The sequence below is a fragment of the Microcystis sp. genome (genome assembly GCF_048564745.1).
Classification (GTDB): domain Bacteria; phylum Cyanobacteriota; class Cyanobacteriia; order Cyanobacteriales; family Microcystaceae; genus Microcystis; species Microcystis ichthyoblabe_A.
On the sequence record NZ_JBLZRT010000130.1, the window covers coordinates 23,782 to 45,344 of the forward strand.

Consider the following 21,563-nt stretch of genomic DNA (forward strand, 5'->3'; position numbering starts at 1 on the left):
GGTGTAGGGGGTAGGGAAAATTTTTCAGACTTCCCCCTCTCAGGAGAACTAGAGAATGAGGTTTTTGCTGGGTAATACCAATTCTCCAAAGTCTGACTACAGAAGTTTAATCCCCCTAAATCCCCCTTAAAAAGGGTGACTTAAATTCGATGTGTAGTTTTCATTTAGAGAAATGGTATAAGTTGATTAACAAGCTACTAACTGATAACTGATAACTGATAACTGATATAGTAGTTTTATCAAATGAAAGCACTGGAAAAACTGGTGACGGAACGATTATATTTAGTCCCCTTCAAGCTTGAACTTCTCAAGGCCGCAATTATAGGTATCGATGAATTAGCAACAATTTTGTGGGTAAAAGTTGCAGCTGACTGGGCCGAACAAGAGTTGATTCAAGCTTTACCTGATATTGCGAATATTTTGCTGCAATTCCCCTTACAAAATGAGTGGGGGTGGGGGAGTTTAATTATTCATCAAACAGAAAATACTCTTATTGGTCATGTGATGATCAAAATTATTCCTGATGCCACAGGTTTACCCACAGATGCTGTAGAAATTGGCTATCAAGTAGCGCCGTTATATCGACGACAAGGCTACGCATCCGAGGCGACAAAAGCAATGATGGACTGGACACTTTTTCAACCTGGTATGCAAACAGTGACCGCTGGCTGCGCTCCCGATAATATAGCTTCAAAGCGAGTTTTAGAAAAAATCGGCATGGATCTGATAGAAGCACGAGAGAAAGTCTTGGTCTGGAAATTAAGTAGGGTTTGCTGAAAAAGTTTGTTGGTGGGGTTAGGAGTCAGTTATCAGTTATCAGTTATCAGTTCACTGAGAAAACTCCCCACTTCCCCACTTCCCACACCCTACACCCCACACCCTACACCCCACACCCCACACCCCACACCCTACACCCTCTTTCAAGTCAGTAGTCGGGGGGGAAATCGGGAGTCAGAGCCTCGTCGATGCGATAAAATACTCTGGCTCTGTAGTTGTTGGTTTATGAGTTAACTAGGATTTCAGCGATCGCCTGGGAGATAGGAAAATAAGGAGGATAAAGTTCTAGCCAAAAAAACTCGCCAACGGGATTAATTTCTAAAAAGATATAACGTTCATCTGGTGTGACAATCATATCAATTGCACCATAATTAAGACCGAAATATTTCACTAATTCTAGTAGTTGTTTTTCAATAGTTTTCGGTAAATCGTAGGGTTGCCATTGTTGATGGAGCGCTCTTCCCTCTTTTCGCCAATCGTAGATAGCACCGTCTAATTGTTGGGAATTAATCGCCGCCGTAAATATTTGTTCACCGACGATAGTGATGCGTAATTCCAAAGCTTTAGGAATGTTTTCCTGAAAAGTCATGGGACAAAATTGCAAACCTTCCAAATTATCTAGGTCTTCCTTAGTAACAGGACTGGTAAAAACAACCATTTCCTCTTGCTTGTCTCCATAAATAGCAAATTGAGAAAGCATTTTAGTCACAATTCCTGTCGCTTCAAACTCCTGAGCAAATTGCTTGACAGCTTCAGGATTATTAGAAGTTAAAGTCCCCGGAATTAATAAACCTAATTGTTGCGCCACTTGTAACTGCAATTGTTTATGATTGGCATGATCTACCTTAGCAATTGGATCAAGATGAAAACCAGATAAACTAGCAATCATTCCTCGAATACTTAACCGACATTCCTTAAGAGAAGCTTCGCGAAATTGACTATCCATCCCATTGGGTAATTTTAGTCCGTATCTCATGCGTCGATACCAAACAGAAGAAACTTCTTTTAGCTCTAATTTTTGTTCTCCATCGGTAATAATTCCGCCTTTTTGACCGCCTGAGTAAAGATCAACTTTCACCTCTGTAGGGAAGCGATCAGTATCAAAACGGAAGGCTTTTTTCCCCATCGTTTCTATGGCTTTGATTACCAGAGGAATACTTTCATTATCGTGGCTAAAAGTAACAATTAAAACGGTCATAAATCTCCTTGATGATTTGGGATTGAGAATCCTGATTAGATTTTGGATTGAGAATCTTGATAATCCTAAAATCCTCAAAATCCTGATTAGGTTTTGGTTTGATTTTTAGCATACTAAAAAATCAGCGATCGCATGAGAAATAGGTAAATCTAAATCCCGTTCTAACATTCCCCACTCACCACCCGGATTAACTTCTAAAAAAACGTATTCTCCCCCAGGAGTTAAGATAAAATCAAACGCCCCAAAATTCAACCCTAAATTAGCCATAAAAATCTGAAGTTGCTGCAATAGTGAATCGGGTAAAGTATGATGTTGCCAAGCACCCGGATCAATACCCGGTCTTCGCCAATCTACGGCAGAATTATTATACTGAGAAGATTCTAAAGCACCCACAAATGTCTGTCCATTAACCACGACAACTCTCAATTCTAATTGTTTGGGAATTTCCGCTTGAAAAACCATGGGACAATAGCGTAAAGATTCCGCTTCCTCAAGGTCTTCTGCTTTCACCCTACTGGTATAAAGAAAAAATTCCGGCGACTCCATACTGCGGGCGATCGCAGTTAACAATTTACTCACCATTCTTCCCTGAACCTGGGAAAAAAACTCCCGGGCAGCATCAGGATTATTGGTAACTAAGGTAGGGGGAATAATTAAGCCAACTTCTGAGGCCAAACGAAGTTGTAATAACTTATTTTTAGCCCTCTCAATTTGCGCTAAATTATCTAACCAACGCGCCGACCTTAAACTATCCCAAAAACTAGCCAAAGTCGTCTGGGATTCTCGCACACAAGCCTCCCGAAACTGAGGATCTAAATCCCCTGTTAGTTCAGGTTGCCAAATACGTCTTGTCCAAACAGATTGCACCTGTTCACTATCAATAGATTGATGTTTATAGGTTAATTGATAAAAACTTTTTTTACCATTAAATTGGGCTGTTAGTTGAACCTCTAAGGGAAATTTATCGGTATCTAAGCGAAAAGGTGTGGCTCCTTTTTTTTCTATCGCCTCAGCCACGCGGTCAATCGTGAAAAAATCGCCGCTATGGGTCAACAATAAAACAACTTTAGGCGATTCTTTCATATCAGTGGGAAATTCCTATATTTAAATTTCTTTTTGTCTCTCTTAACTGGCGACAAATTCTGGTTTAGTTGTCAGAATCGAATATTCGCAAGACTGGGGATTGTCCATCCGCTCCTGAGCATTGAGGATTTCTAACCCCACCACGTTCCCCCACTGGTCATAGTCGAGAATCACCCCCGGACTCTGCTCGTCGCTTTCTGTAATTGGCACATTACTTAAGGTGATTTTGAGAGCATCAACGACCGGATCATAGGTCACTTTCATGGCGTTCTCCTTAGTACAAACGCTTACGGGGGCGATAATTAGCCACGGATTCCACTAAACCCAAGGCGATAAAATTGGTTAATAAAGATGAACGTCCATAACTTAACCAAGGTAGAGGAATCCCTGTAATCGGGGCTAATCCCACGGTCATGCTAATATTAAGAATTGCCTGAAAAGCGATCATCGAGAGAACACCGATCGCTATTAAAGAACCGAAGTTTTCTTTAGCAGTATTAGCAATGACTAACAAACGCCAACAAACTAACCAGAAAGCTATTAAAACTAGAATACTGCCGACAAAACCGAATTCTTCCCCGACTACAGAGAAGATAAAATCGGTGTGTTGTTCGGGAATAAAATTTAATTGGGTTTGGGTGCCTTGGTGTAATCCCCGTCCCAATAATTCTCCCGATCCGATGGCAATGCGGGATTGAATTAATTGATAACCTCCCCCCAAAGGATTCTTTTCTGGGTGAAGAAATAGGGTTAAACGATCTTTTTGATATTCTTTTAATAAACCCCAAAAAACCTCGCCTAATTTACCCACTGCCAGATTAGTTGCCACCACGATGAAAGTAGATAAAAAACGGTAGGGAAGGGTAAACCAAGCAAGCACAGCGATGATAATTGCTAAAACAATCCAAGCAGGAAAAAGTAAATTAAACAGAAAAACCGATGCGAGGGGAGATAAGAGGATAATCATCCAAGGCAGTTTCGCATTAGCCCAGTAAATCATGCCTAGGGTAATTGCCCCAAAGACTAATCCCGTCCCCAAGTCCGGCTGCGCCATAATTAACACCCAGGGGATGGCAGTGACGACAAAGACACGAGCGATCGCAAAAAGATTATCGGCGGGACGATGATGTAGGAGGGCTGCTAGGGTGATAATTAAACCTACCTTGGCAAATTCCGACGGTTGCACGTTAAAACTGCCGATATTAATCCAACTTTGCGCCCCATTCGCCGTCACCCCTAGGACAATTACCGCAATTAGGGAGAGATTGGTGAGAAGATAGGTTAACCAGTGCCATTTCAGCAGACTTTCGTAACGACAACGGGCCAGAAATAAAGCGATCGCCACTCCCACGCATCCGAATAACCAGTGTTGCCACCAATCGAGAGCAGTGGTATGTCTTTCGGCACTACGAATCATTAAACCACCGAAAACGGTTAAACCCGTCACCAAAACGAACAAAAGCCAATCAATTTGGGCTATATCACGGAAAATGAAGCTAAACTGCTCACCAAAACCGCTTAGTTTCCTACTAACAAGGGACTGTCTTCTCACCATTTCTCTCCCCAAATTTACTAACTAACTAGGGTTTGCTCAATAAATCTAAAAACATTGTTCGATAAGACTTTTAGACCTTTTTGAAATCCAAAAGTACCGGACATTGGAGTGATTGGGGGGAAAATTTAGGGACTTTTTCCCTGAAAATGGGTAAAACCCTACACCCTACACCCTACACCCCACACCCTGCCCCCACCGAAAAACTTTTTGCCGCAAACCCTAACTATAGGCTGCCACGGATACTTTCGCCGCCACCTGACGAGCGATCGCTATTAGGGCTTTAGCTGAGGCCGATTCTGGTTGCCCCAAGACTACCGGTACACCAGTATCACCACCTTCTCGTAGGGCTATCTCCAGAGGTACACATCCCAGTAAAGGAATGCCCAATTCTTGCGAGGTTTTTTCCCCACCACCGGACCCAAATAGATCATAGGAGCGATCGGGCTGATCGGGGGGAATAAAATAACTCATATTTTCCACGATACCCAAAACCCGCGCCCCTAGCTGTTGGAACATTTTTAAACCCCGACGCGCATCAATTAAAGAAACCGTCTGGGGAGTGGTGACAATCACCGCACCCGCTAGGGGAACCGATTGAATTAAAGTTAATTGTGCATCCCCGGTACCGGGAGGCATATCGACGATTAAATAGTCTAAATCGCCCCAATTGACTTGATAGAGAAACTGACGGATAATGCCGTTTAACATCGGACCGCGCCAGATTACCGGTTGATCGGGGTTGATCAAAAAGCCCATGGAAACCATTTTGATGCCATGGTTGAAAGCGGGTTCCAATATCTCGCCATTTGCGCCCTGTACGGTCACTTGTGCGTCATTTAAGCCCAACATTGTCGGGGCGTTGGGGCCGTAGATGTCCGCGTCTAATAGCCCCACTTTTGCCCCTAAATGAGCCAAGGCGACGGCGATATTGACAGCCACGGTACTTTTTCCCACACCGCCCTTACCACTGGAAACGGCGATAATATTTTTAACCCCCTCCACGCCTTGGCGATCGGGTAAGGCTTTTTGTTGCGGGGTTTCGGCAGTTACCTCCACAGCGACACTTTCCACCCCGGGCAGCTGTTTAACGGCTTTTTGGCAGTCTTCCACGATAAATTCGCGCAAAGGACAGGCAGGAGTGGTCAAAACTAGGGTAAAGCTAACTTTTCCGCCATCGATCGCCACATTGCGGATCATGTTCAATTCCACTAGGCTTTTTTGCAGTTCCGGATCTTGAACGGGACGTAATACTTCTAAAATCGATGCGGTATCAAGGGGCATGGTTTCAGTGTCTCTAATCAAGTATTGTTCTTATGGTTATTTATCTTAACCTTGATGCCCGCACAGTTATCAGTGGGGAGTGGGGAGTTTTTTGCTGTGAACAGTGAACAGTAAGTAGTCGTGCAAAATTAATTTCCTAGTGAAGATAGGCAAGAGGCAAAAGGCAATAGGCAAGAGCGGGGTTAGATATGTGTAATTAATTTTGCTTAGGTACTTAATCAGTGAACTGAAAACTCACATCTGATAACTGATAACTGATAACTGATAACTGATAACTGATAACTGATAACCCCTATCCCCCTATATCTCTAGATCTCTAGATTACGGTAATAGGATCGCCGACTTTAATTGTACCTGTCTTTTCGGGGATGACATTTTCTCCGAACATGATGCCCCCGGGGAAACGGCGAAAAGTGCTTAAGGTTTTTAAAGGTTCTTGCTGGGGATTTCTCCTACCTGTTTCTTGATCGGTGGTGGTGATAATACAGCGACTACAGGGTTTAACTAGAGCATAATTTATCTCTCCAATTGTGATCTTTTGCCAACTACTTTCGCTAAAAGCTCGATCGCTACTAATAACAATATTAGGACGAAAACGATTCATCGGCACTGGTGCGACTAAACGCCGATTTAAGTCCTCTAAAGAAGCAGTATTAGTTAATAAAATTGGATAACCATCGGCAAAGCTGACGGGAGTATGATCATTCCCTGCATAGCGAGGATTCGCGGAACGTGGATAATCGGGAGATTGTCGCACTAAACGACAGGGAATGTCGAGAATTTTCTGGAACCATTCGGCGATTTCATCCCCTTGATCCATGGCTAGGGTTTGGGATTCCCAGATTTGAACCGCTCTTTTTTCTCCTGTGAAATTAGGCTGGAAAGTCAGGGAATCTTGAGATGTTTTCAGAGAAAAGTTATCTCCTGTAATCGTGACAGAAACCCTGGCTAATTGCGGATATTCCCTTTGAGTGATAAATTTACCCTCGGCATCCACTAACATCATTTCTCGATCCCAGAGTAAACCTTTAGGAGTCACTTCATCTTGGGATAATTGAATACCTCGACAGGATTTAATCGGGTAGATATAGAGATCAGTAACCTGCATTTTCTTTGATTAGTTCTACATATTTTTTCGCCACATCTTCCCAAGTCCAGAGATTAATTTTATTGGGGATATCTTCGGGTAACAAGCGAGGAATTGGATTAAGGATAAATTGTTCTAAACAGTTGGCTAAACTGTCCGCATCTCCCCTAGGATAGAATTGCACTCTTTCGGGACAATTATATAATTCTACCTGTTCTTGAAACACTTCTAAATCGGCAGCGATAACGGGAATACCTTGTAAAATGGCTTCCGCTATTGCTAATCCAAAACCTTCGTATTTTGAGGGAAATACCACACAGGAACAGGTTTGATAATAAAATTGCAAGGTTTCATAGTCTTGATAACCTAATCCCTTGATGTGACTCTCGAAAATTTCTTTATTTTCCCGATAAAGTCGGGTACATTCTTTGAGATAATCTTGATATTCTTGGGTTTTGGACTGTTGAGACAATTGCAGATTTCCATTAACTAGATTATCGGTTTCTTTGCCAATAAAAACTATTTGAAATTTTAAACCTTTTTTAGCTAGTTTAATGGCTGCTTTGAGCAAAGTTGTATGATCCTTGTAGATACCAAAAGAGGAGGGAAAATAAAAAGTAACTAGATCACTTTTGACTAAATTACTCTTGAGATTAGATTCATCGATAAATCCAGCTAAGGGTACAGATTTTAATTTACTAGCATAGGTAGCATTGGGAAAAACTTTTAAAACATCGTCTTTAGTTTTTTGGGAAATTGTGAACAGTAGATCAGCCCGATCTAACCATTCTTTTAACGCTTCATTGTAGGGTTCTTGATAGGATTCTGAGTAAGTTAAGGGAGCAAATTGCCAAAAGACATCATAAATAATGCCACTTAAAGTAACCTTGACATTGGGGGGAGAAATCCGATTAGTCATCCCATACAAACAATGATCAGCTTGGTAACGCTTGATAATCTGATTAATTCTTGCTTCGCTGCGTAAAAGTTCAATTCTACGAGAGAAAAGACGATGAATAGAAGTTAGTCCTAGTATTTTATAAAAATTCGCTAGAAGACCATAAAAATAGATTAATTTTGTTTCAAAACTCTGGGGATAAAAATCAAAATTCTCGTAGATGAGTTTATCGGAATCGGGCATTAAAGATCTAAAATATTCAATTTCCTTACGAGGGAGGACGATAATAATTTGTTCGACGTATTCTAATAAGCTAGGTATTAAAGAGATAATGACTCTTTCCACTCCTCCTTTGCTATAAAATAGGATCGGGATGACAATTTTCATAGATTTCCTTGCAGATAGATGGCAATAAAAAGATTGATTCTCGATTTGAACCTGTTATATTATAGGCTCGAATTGTTCTAATGAGTCGAGAAATCGAGTTAAATTCAAGGAAATAAGACTCTATCAACCATTGAAAAGGAGTCTCCGAGCCAGTAGTCAGCATTCAGGAAAAGAAAAAACGAATAGATTGTTTACTTAGACTAGAAAAATGACCTTTTTGCCTATATGTCCTTAAATTAGGGATTTTAGGATTAAGTGCGCCCTTGAGATCTCACTTATGCGGGATATCTATGAGCATTTCTTCTAAAACCCTGGCTACCCTTAGGATTAAGTCTTCGCGATCGGGGGCGGCGATGATTTGTAAACCTAAAGGTAGCTGGGATGGACGTTTAATCGGCAAAGAAAGGGCAGGTAAACCGATAAAAGAAAAAGGTTGGGTGAATCTGCCTAAATTGGGTCTAATTAATAGCTCTTGCCCGTCAATAATCATTTTTTCTACTCCTAATGGTGGCGCAATACAGGGAATCGTCGGGGTGAGGATAATATCGACTTCGCTGAAAATCTCTCGCAGACGATCACGATACCAACGGCGAAAACGTTGAGCCTGTAAATACCAGCTAGAGGGAATTAATGCCCCTGCCAAGAAGCGATCCCGGGTTGCGGGGTCAAAATCCTCTAATCTGGTCTGTAAACGCGGTAAATGCCAATTTGCGCCCTCGGAAGCGGTAATTATATAGGCGGCTGCCCTGGCGCGGGCGGTTTCGGGAATGGTGATTTTTTTGGTAACTCCTAAACGTTCGGCGATCGCTGTCACCGCCTCGATTACTTCCGGTTCGGCTCCCTGCTGAAAATAATCGTCGGCAAGGGCTATTTTTACCACCTCTAAGCCATTTAAGGGAGCTTTAAGGTTATTTTTGGCAAAAAGACTCCAAATAGCCGCCATATCCGCCACATTGCCGCTAAAAAATCCCAGATGATCCAAACTACTGACGAACAAAAATAGGCCCTGACGGGATACGCGCCCAAAGGTGGGTTTTAGCCCCACCACGCCACAGCAAGCGGCGGGAACCCTCACCGAACCATTAGTATCGGAACCGAGGGCGAGAGGCACTAAATTAGCGGCAACGGCAGCAGCGGAACCGCCGGAGGATCCCCCCGAGACGCGACTAGGATCGAGGGGGTTGGCAGTGGCTCCATAATGGGCATTTTCGGTGACAAAACCGTAGGCGTACTCATCCATATTGGTCGCCCCCACCAAAACTGCGCCAGCCGCTTCTAGGATTTGAATAGCGATCGCATCTTGTCCGGCGGCAGGGTGATCTCGATTGATTTTGGAACCAGCAAGGGTGACAATACCCTCGATATCAAAGAGATTTTTGACGGCGAAGGGGACTCCTGCTAAGACACCGACGGATTCCCCATTGGCGATCGCTTGATCGATTTTTTGGGCTTGAGCGAGCGCCCTAGGCTGTAAAATGTCGGTAAAGCAATTTAAATGGGGATTTTTCGCCTCTATCACTGCCAAAGTCTGGCTAATAACTTCTAAGGCGCTAGTTTGACGATTTTGGATCGATCGAGCTAAATTGATCGCACAAATAGTCATGGTTCAAAGCTGAGGGCGCTTTCCCCGTCATCCTCTAAGGGAAATTCTGTCACTAAACTGGCGATTTCTTGCAAGCGTTGCCAGTTTTCAACCACAGAATTTAAATAGCGATCAGGAATGGTTAAATCTAGGATTTTCGCCATGATTATAACGTATTCTTCGGAATTATTCATAGATTTCGTTCTGGCTGGGGTGAAGGGGATCAATCGACACCTAGTTAAGCTGTGAAAATTGCTAGGATATAAGAGAAAATCTCCTGTAAATACAATAGCTATCCCTAGGGAGGAAGTATAACTTGAATTTGTTCTTGACCACCGACTCCCCAGCATCATAACCTGAGATATGATCATATAACTGTATATTGAGATATTTGCCCCTCCTTCACCTCCAGATTAAATTAAACTTATATATGACCAAAAACAAGAGGTAATAAGTCTCCCCTTTCAAGAGAATGAAAATTAAAAGCTACTGAAGACTACTGGTAGTCACTGATAACTGATAACTGATAACTGATAACTGAAATGACCATCTTACAAGACGAAAAACTCCTCTTTACTCCCGCAATCCCCCACAGTGATGCCCTTAGAACTATTTTTGCCTTTCCTAATCAGTATTCCGTGGGTATAACCAGTTTAGGTTATCAAATTGTTTGGGCAACTTTAGCTCTGCGATCGGATATACAAGTTAGTCGTTTATTTACGGATTTTCAAGAATCTTTACCCCGTTATCCCGAATTAGTTGGCTTTTCCTTTTCCTGGGAATTAGACTATGTTAATATCCTCTCGCTGTTAGAATCTTTAGAAATTCCTTGTCACAGTCATCAACGCCAAGATCGGCAAGCGATAATTTTCGGAGGTGGGCCAGTTTTAACCGCTAATCCCGAACCTTTTGCTGCTTATTTTGATGTAATTTTATTGGGAGATGGTGAAAATTTAATTGCTGATTTTATTAATGCCTATCAAGAGGTGAGAAACGCTGATCGCCCGACAAAACTCCGTCATTTGGCCCAGGTTCCGGGGGTATATGTTCCTAGTTTATATACCATTAATTATGATAGTCCCGAAGGTGAAATTACGGCAATTCTACCCATAGATAATAATGTTCCTACCTTTGTTAGTAAACAAACCTATCGCAGTAGTACCCTTTCAGCTTCTACGGTGGTGACAAAACAAGCGGCATGGGAGAATATTTATATGGTAGAGGTGGTGCGAAGTTGTCCAGAAATGTGCCGTTTTTGTTTAGCTAGTTATCTAACTTTACCCTTTCGTACCGCTAGTTTAGAATCTCTAATTCCCGCCATTGAAAAAGGTTTAAAAGTGACCGATCGCCTGGGTTTATTAGGTGCTTCTGTCAGCCAACATCCTGAATTTGAAACCTTACTTGATTATCTTTTTCAACCAAAATTTGAGGGAGTCAGACTCTCGATCGCTTCAGTTAGAACTAATACCGTCACGGAAAAATTAGCCAGAATTTTATCCCAAAGAGACAGCAAATCAATTACTATTGCCGTAGAAAGTGGTTCGGATCGCTTGCGGGAAATTATCAACAAAAAGTTAGCCAATGATGAAATTATCCAGGCTGCCATTAATGCTAAAGCGGGCGGTTTAAAAGGGATAAAACTCTATGGTATGGTGGGAATACCGGGAGAAGAAGCCGAAGATATTGGGGCAACTGTGGAAATGTTAATAGCCTTAAAAAAAGCCGCTTCTGGACTGCGAATTTCTTTTGGTTGCAGCACATTTGTGCCTAAATCTCATACTCCTTTTCAGTGGTTTGGAGTTAATAAAATGGCCGAAAAAAGATTAAAATATCTAGATAAACAATTAGGTAAACAGGGCATAGAATTTCGCCCAGAGAGTTATAATTGGTCAGTGATTCAAGCCCTATTGTCTAGAGGCGATCGCCGCTTAACTTCCCTGTTAGAATTAACCCGTGGCTACGGTGATTCTTTAGGCAGTTATAAACGGGCTTTTAAGGAACTAAAAGGACAAATTCCCCCTCTAGATTATTACGTCCATCAACAATGGCGTTTAGAACAGGTTTTACCCTGGAGTCATTTACACGGTCCTTTATCCTCCAATGTTTTGGTAAAACATTTAGAAGATTCCCAAACAAAAAGGTAAAGTATCCCTAATAAGCTAAGACGCATTTAAACAATGTCTTGACTATCAAACCCCAAATGAGGTATTCTATCAAGGTAGATCGGATAGTGGTGCCATTCAGACTTGAATTAGCCCTATTAAAAACAAAAAAGAGCCACTTTTATTAACTATAAATCTCGATTAAACCATTAATTTAATCTTAGTTGATCAGCCCATGAGCCAGAAAAATGAGACCGTTACCCTGCTTTTAGCCCTGCTGATTACCCTAATATTTTTTGGGGCTGGTGGTTGGTGGTTATCCAATCGTTTTCAAGGAAAAAATAACCCAAACAATCTTTCTGAAATCGAGAAAATATCACCAGAGCAAAAATCGGTATCGGCACAAGCAAAATTTAGTCAAGGGGAAAACTTATTAATAGTTGAAGGGGCTTCTTCGGACAAACAAGATGCCATACAGGCAATCGGGAAAGGAGACTTTCAGCAAGCAGTTTACCTCCTAGAAAAATCCCTGCGAGCTAATCAAAATGATCCGGAAGCTCTCATCTACTTAAATAACGCCCGTATTGGTGAAGCTAAGTCCTATACTATCGCCGTTTCCGTGCCAATTGGGGGCAGTGTCAACACCTCCCTAGAAGTTTTACGAGGAGTTGCCCAATCTCAAAATCAAATCAATCAAGCTGGGGGAATTAATGGCACTCCTTTAAAAGTTCTCATTGCTGATGATGCTTATAATCCCGAAATTGCCGTTCAAATTGCCCAAAAATTAGCGGCTGACAACAGTATTTTAGGAGTAGTAGGACACACTAGCAGTGACACCTCTTTAGCGGCGGCTGCTATCTATCAAAAAGCAGGATTAGTAATGATTTCCCCCGTCAGTACCTCAGTTAAACTCTCCAATTTTGGTGACTATATTTTTCGTTCTGTTCCCAGTGATTTTGTGGCGGCACGGGCATTAGCCGAATCTAGCTTGCAAAAAAATCCTAACGTCAAGGCAGTGGTATTTTTTAACTCCCAAAGTAATTATAGTCAATCCCTAAAATCTGAATTTATCACCGCTTTAGGATTAGGAGGAGGTCAAGTGGTGAGTGAATTTGATCTATCTTCCCTGACTTTTTCCCCGTCTAAAAGCCTCCAACAAGCTCAACAGGAGGGAGTAAATCTAATCGCCCTTCTTGGGGATAGTGGTACCCTAGATAAGGCTTTGCAGGTGGTTCACATCAATGGTCAAAAATTACCGATTGTGGCGGGTGATGTCGTTTATAGCCCCAAAACTCTGGATGTAGGCGGAAAAAATGCCCTGGACATGGTTGTGGCTGTCGCTTGGCATTTGGCGGCTAATCCGAACAGTCCTTTTGTGAATAATTCCCGCCAATTGTGGCAAGGAGACGTAAATTGGCGCACTGCCACCGCCTATGACGCTACCCAGGCTTTAATCGCTGGCATTAAGGCAGAATCTAGCCGAGAGGGAGTTCAACAGGCGTTAAGAAGCAGTGATTTTTCTGTCCCTGGGGCGACTAATCCAGTGCGATTTTTACCATCTGGCGATCGCAATCAATCTGTGCAATTAGTGGTAGTTAAACGCGGTTCTCGTTCTAGTTTTGGGGTGGATTTTGTGCCAATTTCTCGATCAAATGACAACTAAATCAAGATGAATTATAAGTAAGTATTTATAATTAAATTGAAGATAAATCCCCCCTTAATCGCCCCTGCCCCCCTTAATCCCCCCTTGATAAGGGGGGTGTCTGACAACTTTTAACACCTACCTACTTATGTTAGAAACTCCCCCCAAATATTCTGTTCTTGGTTTACCAGTTCATCTCCTCGATAACTACAGTCGTTGGTTAATCGATCGCCTCTATCAAGGTTTTGGTTCCCACGTTGTCACTCTTAATGCAGAAATGGCAATGTTAGGAGAAAATGATGCTAAAGTAGCCCAAGTTATTCGGGAAGCAGATTTAGTTATTCCCGACGGCGCTGGGATTGTTATTTACTTAAAATTAAGGGGCAGAAAACAAACCCGCTGCCCCGGTATTGAATTATCAGAATCCTTAATTACTGAGTTAGGAATGCAGGGTGAGAGTTCTCCTATTGCTTTTTTTGGTGGTAAACCGGGGATTACAGAACAAGCGGCAAGTAATTGGCAAAAAAAGATACCTAATATCCGTATTCTGTCTAACCACGGTTATCTATCCTCCCAGGAAATGTCCGATTGGATTGAGGTGTTAAAAGATCAACAACCGCGGTTAATTTTAGTTGGTTTGGGAGTACCCCGACAAGAATATTGGATTAGGGAACATCGCAATCTCTGTCCCCAAGCTATCTGGGTAGGTGTGGGGGGTAGTTTTGATATCTGGTCCGGGACAAAAATCCGCGCCCCTCGCTTTTTCTGTGACAATAATTTAGAGTGGTTGTATCGACTCTATCAGGAACCTTGGCGCTGGAAAAGAATGTTAGCTTTACCTAAATTTTTCTGGCGCTCTCTTTTTTATTCCTAGTAATAGTTAGTATAAATTCTTTTCGATAAAGGCAATCACTCGCTCTAATCCTTCCCGTGTTTTCAAGTTGGTGAAGATAAAGGGTTTATCCCCGCGCATCTTTTTGGCATCTCTATCCATCACCCCTAAATCTGCCCCCACCATCGGGGCTAAATCTATTTTATTAATTACCAATAGATCCGATTTGGTGATACCAGGTCCACCTTTGCGAGGGATTTTATCTCCGGCTGCCACGTCAATCACATAGATGGTTAAATCTACTAATTCGGGGCTAAAGGTTGCCGCTAAATTGTCACCACCACTTTCCAGAAAAATTAACTTTAAGTTAGCAAATTTTCTCTCTAACTGTTCAATGGCAACTAAGTTAATTGAGGCATCCTCGCGAATAGCTGTATGGGGACATCCTCCCGTTTCTACTCCTAAAATTCTTTCCGGGTCTAAAGCTTGCGATCGCACTAAAAATTGGGCATCTTCTTGAGTATAAATGTCATTGGTGACTACGGCGATCGGATATTGATCCCGCAAATTTTTACACAGGGCATCGAGCAGGGCTGTTTTTCCTGAACCCACCGGACCGGCAATTCCCACGCGCAAGCAAGACATAGTTTTTTCGGGAAAAAGTAAAAAGGAAAGGGTTAAAAATTTTGGGGCTATCGGATAGAAAAAAGAGGGGTTCGCAGGGCGACACGGATTCCCATTATCATAAAAGGTTAACACAAATCTGAGAATTTGTCAAGCCCTTTTGCCAATAAATTTGGGGAAATTATCGGCAAAAAGATCACCAAAAGTCAGTGATTTGGTAGCCAAAATCCGTTAACATCTGCCTAAATAGGGGTAAACTTAAACCGATAACATTACTGTGGCATCCTTCTAATCTTTCCACGAATAGACCCCCCTTTCCTTCTAGGGCAAAACAGCCCGCACATTTGAGGGGTTCTTCGGTGTTAACGTAGGCAATAATTGTTTGATCGCTGATATTGGCAAAGTGAACTTTAGTAATCCCACAACGAGTCAAGGTTTGATGATTAACTCGATCGATTAAAGCATGACCTGTATAGAGTGTACCCACCTGACCGCGCATTTTTTGCCAACGCTCGATCGCTTCTGATTTATCCTTGGGTTTGCCATAGACTTCCCCCGCTACTTCTAAGACGGAATCGCAACCAAGAATTAATCCTAAATCAAATTGGGGGGCGATCGTTTGTGCTTTACATTGGGCTAAAGTTTGGACAAGATGGAGAGTATCATCAGCATTAATTGTCGATTCATCAAAGTTACTCACTCGCACAATTGGATCGATTCCTACCATTTGTAATAGTTTTTTGCGTGCAGGAGAAGCGGAAGCAAGAATCAAGGGAATGGACATAGTTTTTTCAGTAAAAAGAGATAGGAGATAGAAGACAGTTAGGTAGGGTGGGTTAGGCAATGACAAATTATTAGACTTAATTATCAATTTATCTATTTGCCGTAACCCACCATCAGTTATCAGTTTTTTAGCTATTTCTGCTAGGAATTGGCAGGATTTTCGGGGGGTAAATAACGATCTAAAATCTCAACCATGCGTGATTTTCTTTCTTCAATTTTGTCAAATCGATTGTAAAAATCTGACTGAACCTCATAAAAATCCGACATCGATCAAGTTAATTGTCCTAGCAGTTGATAAAGTCCCCGTCTGTCTTTTTCCCATTCTTTTTTAGACTGAGCAAGACTATTAGTTAACGCTTCGATCGATTTGGCGTTAGAATTAGCGATCGCTGTAGTTTCTTTTAATCCCTGATTGGTTTCCTGTAGTCCTAATTTAATCTCCTGTAATCCTAATCTAATCTCCTGTAATCCTGATTTAATCTCCCGTAGTTCTGTTAGGGTATTTTCAGCAAGAGATTCGAGTCTATCTAGTCTATTTTCTTCCGAGTTACTCATATTCAGTTATCAGTTATCAGTTATCAGTTATTAGATTTGAGTTTTAAGTGACAGTATTAAATAGAAGTTTCCTACTGTCTTTTCACTGTTTACTGATTAAGTAAGTATGTTATCTTTAATTGTAACTGGCTACCTAGTTGATCATAAGTGGTGCGTTACGACTAACGCACCCTACATTTTACTATTGCCTATTGCCTATTTCCCTAACTAACCGAGAAAGAATCAACGATAGTTTCAAAGAGTTCTTGAATTTGCGTCCAACGTTTTTGGGAAGTGGAAATATTAAAAGAATAGAGTTTATGATTATTAACCGTGACGCTGGCCAGATTATGACGTTCTTGGCCGTTGGCTAATTTAACTTGATATTCGAGGATATAATAATCTTGGCCGTCGATTTGATGGGATTCTGAGCGAATTAATTCTACTTCCTTATCGAGATTGGGGTTAAGACTGTTATTTTTCAGGAGACGATAGCCCACTTCCGAGGGTGTCCCTAAATCTGTTAAGGTTTTATTGTCGGGGATGGGATTGATAATAACGCTTAAATTTTCGCTCGTTTCGATCAGGTCATGAAAAACCACATCTACTCCTGCAACTTTTTTCACATCCACCTGCGTCCAACCCTTAGGATATAAAAATTGATAGCCTTGGCTGCCACTGGTGTATCCTTGCAGTCCAGCGATGGGAGTTGCACAACCGGTTAAGAGGAGGGTGGTAATTAGGAGGAAAGTCGCCAAAAGAGATTTAATCATGATATTTTGACCTGTAAGTAGGGCTGTTTAATTTTACCTTGAATTGTTTAGGTGAACGGATTATGAAAATTAAGAAAAAATTGACAATTATTATGGCTATAGCGACTTTTTTACTGACTATCTCTCCCCTAAGCGCTCAAACTACCCCTAACCCCGTGAAGGCTGTAGAATTTTATAATCGGGGGGTGGATCGTTTAACCGCAGGGGATTACTCAGGGGCGATCGCAGATTTTACTCAAGCTCTACAATTAGAGCCGAAGGATGCCGATGCTTATTATAATCGCGGCTATGCGGAATTAGTTCTCGGCCAGTACGAGCGAGCGATCGCAGATTATACCCAGGCCTTGACAATCAACCCCAATTATGTTAATGCTCTCGGTAATCGTTGTTATGTGCATTATCTGACGAAAAAATACGAGGCAGCGGTGGAAGATTGCACAAAAGCGATCGCTTTAAACGGAAATTTTGCTGATTTCTTTATTTATCGCGGTAATGCTAAGGATGACTTGGGAAGACACGCAGAAGCGATCGAGGATTACACAAAAGCTTTGAGTTTACAGGGAACTAGAGGACAGGATCGCATTTTCTATAATCGCGCCCTGTCCTATAACCGAGCCGGACAGCAGGAAATGGCTTTAAGGGACTATAACGAGAGTCTGAAAATTAATGCTAATTTTGCCGAAGCGTACCACAATCGGGGTTTAACCTATTATAAATTGGGAAACAGGGAAAAAGCGATCGCTGATTTAGAGGAAGCGGCTCGTCTGGCGTTATCTCAGGGTAAACAGGGGACTGCGGCTAAGTCTCAGTCAGCAGTGGCATTAATTCAGGGTCAAAAGCCTTAAAATAGGGAGTAGTTGTGATATTAGCGGTAAAGAGGAGTGAAAGGGGCTAAATCGCAACTACGAGGGACTAAATTTTAGCCAGCTTGAGATGCGTAAAAAGCGACGGCTAACAGTCCACCCACAAGTGTGATCGCAGCAACGCCCCAGACAAGATAATTACGTTGTTGCGATTTAGTGGGGGGATCCGCTTGATAAACTTTCGGTTCGGCGGCGAAATTATTTAAGCGTCCACCTTCTTCATTTGTATAAGGCATAATCAAAACCTCAAATATGACAATTTTTCAGGAAAAAAATCCTCTTATTACAATAGTACAACATATTAGTAACCTAGTCGGGGATGTGGGAAATTCCCACGGGGATAACAATTCTTAGTCTTGGGGTAACTGCCGGACTCTGCTACTTTTATTGGCGATCGCATTTCCAATGATTGAAACTACGAAAACAAGTTAAAAAAGGCTAATCATACTAAATCCGTTTTTAATACTATGATTAACTCCCAAGTTATGGATTGTTTTTCCCTGCTCCCTGATCCAGCGTTCCCCACTCTCCTATACCTTTTAAACAGAATTTAGTATTAGGTGTTGGGATAGGGGGAGGTGGTTGCGTTAATATTAGTTACTGTATCTAATAACGCCGGAAAAAAACTATAGATGAATTCTCCCTATGCAGATGTCTCTCCTAGTAATTGGTTATCTATCACCCAACGACTTGTGGAAAGACATCCCCTATCTACCGATGCAATTGTTGATGTTGTTTTAACATCTTGGCAATCAATTTTTAATTCTCAGTTAGGTACAAAAGGTTTTAGAATTGGTAGGGATATCTTCCCTAAACCTCAAATTATGGGTTTTCTACTTCATGAATTAATTCCTTTAGAACTAAAAGCAAAATATCCCAATTTCTGGAGAGGAGATATCAGTATATCTGATAAAGATATTGTCTATATACCTGATGACTTTTTTTCAATTGAAGTCAAAACCTCCTCTGATCCTAGACATATATATGGCAATAGAAGCTATGCTCAAAATTCTAATAACAGCAAAAAAGGTAAGTCTGGATACTATTTAGCAGTTAACTTTGAGAAGTTTTCTAATACTACTAATCCTCAGATTAAACTAATTCGTTTCGGTTGGATTGATTCTGGGGATTGGATTGGGCAAAAGGCAGCTACAGGTCAACAATCGCGTCTTTCCTCTGACGTAGAAAATTATAAATTGCTCCAATTGTATCGAAAAATCTAGAATAACGAGCCTTGAATATAAGTATTGCTTCTTTCTTTTTTAAATCTTTTAAATCTCTCTGCAGCTATCTCGCAATAGTCTGGTCGAATTTCAAAACCCACAAAAATTCTTCCTAATCCCAAGGCCGCTATTCCCGTGGAACAAGAACCAGCAAAGGGATCAAGAATTATTTCTACCGGATTAGATGAAGCTTGTATAATTCTCTCGACAATTGCTAAAGGAAATTGTGCGGGATGTCCGGTTCTTTCCTTAGAACTGCGCTTTTCTCCTGTAGTGACTTTAGGAACTTCCCACACATCAGAAGGATTTTTACCGAGGGGATTACAACGATATTTACCATTTTTCTTTTGATTGGGATACTTAACGTTAGGGTCACGAATATTATCTAAGTTAAAAGTATATTCTTGGCAATTTTTGAGATAAAAAAGCCATTTTTCATTGCGAGGACTAAGACGATTTTTTGTAGAAACACCTGCCCCATATTTCCAGACAATTTCTTGTAAAAGATAAAAGGGCGACTTATCCCAAAGAAGATAGGGAATCGGAACACATAATCCCTTTTCTGGTACTTCTAAATAACCAACATTTAGCCACAAAGCACCGTTATCTTGAGTAATCTGATAAATTTGCCGCAGCCAATTAGCACACCAATCAACATAGTCATTGATTGAAAGAACTCGTTCATATTCTTTGCCAATATTATAAGGTGGTGATGTAACAGTGAGGTCAATTTTTATGTCACTATGAGATAGTTTAGACAAAAAGTTTGTGGCATCTCCTTGATAAAGAATAAAGCCGTTGTCCGAGTAAAAAGGTTGACCAAGATGACTAACCAGAATTTCTTTAAGAAAATTAAATTTGTTGGCTCTATCTTTTTCTAACTCTGGAGAAAATGGCTGTAGTAAGGAGGAAGGAGCAATCTGAGTTGATTGATGATCAACAATTCCCTCTGCTAGATAAGAGTTTTGTTCCTTGCTGGCAATTGGACGAGACTCATCTTCCCTAGACGATAGTTTTTTTTGTTTCCGCTGGGACTCTACAACCATAATCTCAAAGGACAGGTAAGTATTTTGATAGTTTTAATTATGCCCTTATTTTACCAAAATATCACTGGAGTTGTGCTTAATTTAATAACTTTTGTAATCATTCTCCTTCCCTTACCCTGGATGGGGGGGGGTAAAACCCCACCAAGAGCTAAAGATTGAGTGATAAAGTAGCGAGTTTTCCTTGAAAAATCTCAACTGAGTAGATTGATAATTAGGAGATGCACCCGAAAATTATCCCTAAAATGGTGGTAAATAACCCATGGCATTTTTGACTCGATCGAGAGTTTGATTGGCCACCGCTTCTGCTTTGAGACGACCTTGCCGCAAAACTGTGGCTAAATAATCTTTATCCTCTCTAATTTGAGCGTATTTTTCCTGAATAGGTTTCAGAGATTCTATGGTAACTTCTGTTAACATCGGTTTAAATTGTCCCCAACCTAAATCGGCACATTCTCCCGCGACTACCTCTTTACTTTTTCCTGATAAAATGCTATAGAGAGTTAATAAATTATGGCATTCGGGCCGTTCCGGATCATCGAAAGTTAAACCCTTAACTAGATCGGTTTTACAGCGTTTAATTTTCTTGGCAATGACATCGGGACTATCGAGAATATTAATCCGACTCATCTCGGAAGGATCGGATTTAGACATTTTATTCCGGCCATCGGTTAAACTCATCACCCGCGCTCCTTCTTTGCGGATCATCGGATCGGGAAGTTTTAAAATTGGTTGTTTCGGTTGCCCAAAAAGATGATTAATTCTAACGGCTATATCGCGGGTTAATTCTAAATGTTGTTTTTGATCTTCTCCCACGGGTACTTTATCGGCATCGTAGAGTAGGATATCGGCAGCCATTAGTACGGGATAATCGAGTAACCCCGTGCCAACATTTTCCCCCTGTTTAATCGCTTTTTCTTTAAATTGAATCATATCAGTTAACCAATTTAAAGGGGTGATACAATTCAATAACCAAGTTAATTCTGTATGAGCTTTAACGTGGGATTGGACAAAGATCGTCGCGTATTCTAAATCAATTCCGCAGGCTAAATATAGAGCGGCAATTGCTAAAGTATCCTCCGCAAGAGTGGCGGGATTATGGGGAACGGTGATCGCGTGTAAATCGACCACACAAAAGAAATTATCGTAGTCTTTTTGTCCCTCCACCCAATTGCGGATCGCACCGAGATAATTGCCTAAATGTAAATTGCCAGTTGGTTGCACACCAGATAAGATTCTTTGTTTACCCATAACTCATGCGATCGATTTTTTCATGATTTTATTGTATCAGTTTTT

At 41.3% G+C, this 21,563-nt stretch carries 21 protein-coding genes and 1 pseudogene; 6 read left to right on the top strand and 16 right to left on the bottom strand.

Going from position 1 to position 21,563, the window contains the following annotated elements:
• Positions 1–243: 243 nt before the first annotated feature.
• Positions 244–777 carry a GNAT family N-acetyltransferase gene (locus ACOCD9_RS14790; RefSeq protein WP_287700567.1) on the top strand — a complete coding sequence of 178 codons (534 nt, stop codon included), beginning with the start codon at positions 244–246 and terminating at the stop codon, positions 775–777.
• 223 nt (positions 778–1,000) lie between these two features.
• Here the strand turns inward: ACOCD9_RS14790 and ACOCD9_RS14795 are convergent, their stop codons facing one another.
• The 9 genes from ACOCD9_RS14795 to ACOCD9_RS14835 form a co-directional block, all read right to left on the bottom strand.
• Positions 1,001–1,975 (bottom strand): MvdD family ATP-grasp ribosomal peptide maturase, encoded by a 975-nt coding sequence (locus tag ACOCD9_RS14795; protein WP_419547864.1) that lies wholly within the window; start codon positions 1,973–1,975, stop codon positions 1,001–1,003.
• A gap of 105 nt (positions 1,976–2,080) precedes the next feature.
• Positions 2,081–3,058, bottom strand: coding sequence for an MvdC family ATP-grasp ribosomal peptide maturase (locus ACOCD9_RS14800; RefSeq protein ID WP_419547865.1), 978 nt, complete (start codon positions 3,056–3,058; stop codon positions 2,081–2,083).
• 42 nt (positions 3,059–3,100) lie between these two features.
• A complete protein-coding gene (locus ACOCD9_RS14805; RefSeq protein WP_069474626.1) occupies positions 3,101–3,322 on the bottom strand; it encodes a DUF2283 domain-containing protein in 222 nt (73 codons plus the stop codon).
• 10 nt (positions 3,323–3,332) lie between these two features.
• Entirely contained in the window at positions 3,333–4,613 is a 1,281-nt protein-coding gene (rodA, locus tag ACOCD9_RS14810) for a rod shape-determining protein RodA (protein WP_287700571.1), read from the bottom strand.
• A 219-nt stretch (positions 4,614–4,832) separates the two neighbouring features.
• A complete protein-coding gene (locus ACOCD9_RS14815; protein WP_002733003.1) occupies positions 4,833–5,894 on the bottom strand; it encodes an Mrp/NBP35 family ATP-binding protein in 1,062 nt (353 codons plus the stop codon).
• Positions 5,895–6,210: 316 nt separating this feature from the next.
• Positions 6,211–7,002 (bottom strand): MOSC domain-containing protein, encoded by a 792-nt coding sequence (locus ACOCD9_RS14820; RefSeq protein ID WP_287700572.1) that lies wholly within the window; start codon positions 7,000–7,002, stop codon positions 6,211–6,213.
• Positions 6,989–8,266, bottom strand: coding sequence for a glycosyltransferase (locus ACOCD9_RS14825; protein WP_419547866.1), 1,278 nt, complete (start codon positions 8,264–8,266; stop codon positions 6,989–6,991). Before ACOCD9_RS14825 ends, ACOCD9_RS14820 begins: the two co-directional genes overlap by 14 nt.
• A gap of 271 nt (positions 8,267–8,537) precedes the next feature.
• Positions 8,538–9,869: an AtzE family amidohydrolase gene (locus ACOCD9_RS14830; RefSeq protein ID WP_419547867.1), complete on the bottom strand. Its 1,332-nt coding sequence runs from the start codon at positions 9,867–9,869 to the stop codon at positions 8,538–8,540.
• Positions 9,866–10,042, bottom strand: coding sequence for a DUF4089 domain-containing protein (locus ACOCD9_RS14835; protein ID WP_069474623.1), 177 nt, complete (start codon positions 10,040–10,042; stop codon positions 9,866–9,868). Before ACOCD9_RS14835 ends, ACOCD9_RS14830 begins: the two co-directional genes overlap by 4 nt.
• Before the next feature lie 348 nt (positions 10,043–10,390).
• On the opposite strand from ACOCD9_RS14835, the gene ACOCD9_RS14840 reads away from it, so the two are divergent.
• The 3 genes from ACOCD9_RS14840 (at position 10,391) to ACOCD9_RS14850 (ending at position 14,466) form a co-directional block, all read left to right on the top strand.
• Positions 10,391–11,992, top strand: coding sequence for a B12-binding domain-containing radical SAM protein (locus ACOCD9_RS14840; protein ID WP_287700578.1), 1,602 nt, complete (start codon positions 10,391–10,393; stop codon positions 11,990–11,992).
• Positions 11,993–12,185: 193 nt separating this feature from the next.
• Entirely contained in the window at positions 12,186–13,613 is a 1,428-nt protein-coding gene (locus ACOCD9_RS14845) for an ABC transporter substrate-binding protein (RefSeq protein ID WP_419547868.1), read from the top strand.
• A 127-nt stretch (positions 13,614–13,740) separates the two neighbouring features.
• Positions 13,741–14,466: a WecB/TagA/CpsF family glycosyltransferase gene (locus ACOCD9_RS14850; RefSeq protein ID WP_287700581.1), complete on the top strand. Its 726-nt coding sequence runs from the start codon at positions 13,741–13,743 to the stop codon at positions 14,464–14,466.
• 6 nt (positions 14,467–14,472) lie between these two features.
• Here the strand turns inward: ACOCD9_RS14850 and ureG are convergent, their stop codons facing one another.
• The 4 genes and pseudogenes from ureG to psbP all read right to left on the bottom strand — a co-directional run bounded on the left by ureG (position 14,473) and on the right by psbP (position 17,138).
• Positions 14,473–15,069: an urease accessory protein UreG gene (gene ureG / locus ACOCD9_RS14855; protein WP_287657052.1), complete on the bottom strand. Its 597-nt coding sequence runs from the start codon at positions 15,067–15,069 to the stop codon at positions 14,473–14,475.
• A gap of 175 nt (positions 15,070–15,244) precedes the next feature.
• Positions 15,245–15,832, bottom strand: coding sequence for a Maf family protein (locus tag ACOCD9_RS14860; protein ID WP_287700583.1), 588 nt, complete (start codon positions 15,830–15,832; stop codon positions 15,245–15,247).
• Between the two features lie 140 nt (positions 15,833–15,972).
• Positions 15,973–16,386 (bottom strand): annotated as a pseudogene (locus ACOCD9_RS14865) (hypothetical protein).
• Between the two features lie 203 nt (positions 16,387–16,589).
• Positions 16,590–17,138 (bottom strand): photosystem II reaction center PsbP, encoded by a 549-nt coding sequence (gene psbP, locus ACOCD9_RS14870; protein WP_287700585.1) that lies wholly within the window; start codon positions 17,136–17,138, stop codon positions 16,590–16,592.
• Between the two features lie 62 nt (positions 17,139–17,200).
• On the opposite strand from psbP, the gene ACOCD9_RS14875 reads away from it, so the two are divergent.
• On the top strand, positions 17,201–17,983 hold the full coding sequence (locus tag ACOCD9_RS14875; protein WP_287700587.1) for a tetratricopeptide repeat protein: 783 nt from the start codon (positions 17,201–17,203) through the stop codon (positions 17,981–17,983).
• Between the two features lie 74 nt (positions 17,984–18,057).
• Here the strand turns inward: ACOCD9_RS14875 and psb34 are convergent, their stop codons facing one another.
• The gene (gene psb34, locus ACOCD9_RS14880) at positions 18,058–18,237 is read right to left on the bottom strand and encodes a photosystem II assembly protein Psb34 (RefSeq protein WP_287700589.1); all 180 of its coding nucleotides are present in this window, start codon (positions 18,235–18,237) and stop codon (positions 18,058–18,060) included.
• A 396-nt stretch (positions 18,238–18,633) separates the two neighbouring features.
• On the opposite strand from psb34, the gene ACOCD9_RS14885 reads away from it, so the two are divergent.
• Positions 18,634–19,224: a ScaI family restriction endonuclease gene (locus ACOCD9_RS14885; RefSeq protein ID WP_287700591.1), complete on the top strand. Its 591-nt coding sequence runs from the start codon at positions 18,634–18,636 to the stop codon at positions 19,222–19,224.
• Here the strand turns inward: ACOCD9_RS14885 and ACOCD9_RS14890 are convergent.
• Both ACOCD9_RS14890 and trpS read right to left on the bottom strand, forming a co-directional pair.
• A complete protein-coding gene (locus tag ACOCD9_RS14890; protein WP_002796690.1) occupies positions 19,221–20,270 on the bottom strand; it encodes a DNA-methyltransferase in 1,050 nt (349 codons plus the stop codon). The two genes, ACOCD9_RS14885 and ACOCD9_RS14890, sit on opposite strands and share 4 nt — an antisense overlap.
• 237 nt (positions 20,271–20,507) lie before the next feature.
• The gene (gene trpS / locus ACOCD9_RS14895; RefSeq protein ID WP_149978872.1) at positions 20,508–21,518 is read right to left on the bottom strand and encodes a tryptophan--tRNA ligase; all 1,011 of its coding nucleotides are present in this window, start codon (positions 21,516–21,518) and stop codon (positions 20,508–20,510) included.
• Between the last annotated feature and the right edge of the window lie 45 nt (positions 21,519–21,563).

Excerpts from the sequence above, each read along its gene's own strand:
- ACOCD9_RS14830 (WP_419547867.1), bottom strand. The coding sequence starts at position 9,869 with ATGACTATTTGTGCGATCAATTTAGCTCGATCGATCCAAAATCGTCAA.
- ACOCD9_RS14790 (WP_287700567.1), top strand. The coding sequence starts at position 244 with ATGAAAGCACTGGAAAAACTGGTGACGGAACGATTATATTTAGTCCCC.
- ACOCD9_RS14825 (WP_419547866.1), bottom strand. The coding sequence starts at position 8,266 with ATGAAAATTGTCATCCCGATCCTATTTTATAGCAAAGGAGGAGTGGAA.
- ACOCD9_RS14820 (WP_287700572.1), bottom strand. The coding sequence starts at position 7,002 with ATGCAGGTTACTGATCTCTATATCTACCCGATTAAATCCTGTCGAGGT.
- ACOCD9_RS14815 (WP_002733003.1), bottom strand. The coding sequence starts at position 5,894 with ATGCCCCTTGATACCGCATCGATTTTAGAAGTATTACGTCCCGTTCAA.
- rodA (WP_287700571.1), bottom strand. The coding sequence starts at position 4,613 with ATGGTGAGAAGACAGTCCCTTGTTAGTAGGAAACTAAGCGGTTTTGGT.
- ACOCD9_RS14885 (WP_287700591.1), top strand. The coding sequence starts at position 18,634 with ATGAATTCTCCCTATGCAGATGTCTCTCCTAGTAATTGGTTATCTATC.
- ACOCD9_RS14875 (WP_287700587.1), top strand. The coding sequence starts at position 17,201 with ATGAAAATTAAGAAAAAATTGACAATTATTATGGCTATAGCGACTTTT.
- ACOCD9_RS14860 (WP_287700583.1), bottom strand. The coding sequence starts at position 15,832 with ATGTCCATTCCCTTGATTCTTGCTTCCGCTTCTCCTGCACGCAAAAAA.
- psbP (WP_287700585.1), bottom strand. The coding sequence starts at position 17,138 with ATGATTAAATCTCTTTTGGCGACTTTCCTCCTAATTACCACCCTCCTC.
- ACOCD9_RS14840 (WP_287700578.1), top strand. The coding sequence starts at position 10,391 with ATGACCATCTTACAAGACGAAAAACTCCTCTTTACTCCCGCAATCCCC.
- trpS (WP_149978872.1), bottom strand. The coding sequence starts at position 21,518 with ATGGGTAAACAAAGAATCTTATCTGGTGTGCAACCAACTGGCAATTTA.
- ACOCD9_RS14835 (WP_069474623.1), bottom strand. The coding sequence starts at position 10,042 with ATGAATAATTCCGAAGAATACGTTATAATCATGGCGAAAATCCTAGAT.
- ACOCD9_RS14845 (WP_419547868.1), top strand. The coding sequence starts at position 12,186 with ATGAGCCAGAAAAATGAGACCGTTACCCTGCTTTTAGCCCTGCTGATT.
- ACOCD9_RS14805 (WP_069474626.1), bottom strand. The coding sequence starts at position 3,322 with ATGAAAGTGACCTATGATCCGGTCGTTGATGCTCTCAAAATCACCTTA.
- ACOCD9_RS14850 (WP_287700581.1), top strand. The coding sequence starts at position 13,741 with ATGTTAGAAACTCCCCCCAAATATTCTGTTCTTGGTTTACCAGTTCAT.
- ACOCD9_RS14800 (WP_419547865.1), bottom strand. The coding sequence starts at position 3,058 with ATGAAAGAATCGCCTAAAGTTGTTTTATTGTTGACCCATAGCGGCGAT.
- ACOCD9_RS14795 (WP_419547864.1), bottom strand. The coding sequence starts at position 1,975 with ATGACCGTTTTAATTGTTACTTTTAGCCACGATAATGAAAGTATTCCT.
- ACOCD9_RS14890 (WP_002796690.1), bottom strand. The coding sequence starts at position 20,270 with ATGGTTGTAGAGTCCCAGCGGAAACAAAAAAAACTATCGTCTAGGGAA.
- psb34 (WP_287700589.1), bottom strand. The coding sequence starts at position 18,237 with ATGCCTTATACAAATGAAGAAGGTGGACGCTTAAATAATTTCGCCGCC.
- ureG (WP_287657052.1), bottom strand. The coding sequence starts at position 15,069 with ATGTCTTGCTTGCGCGTGGGAATTGCCGGTCCGGTGGGTTCAGGAAAA.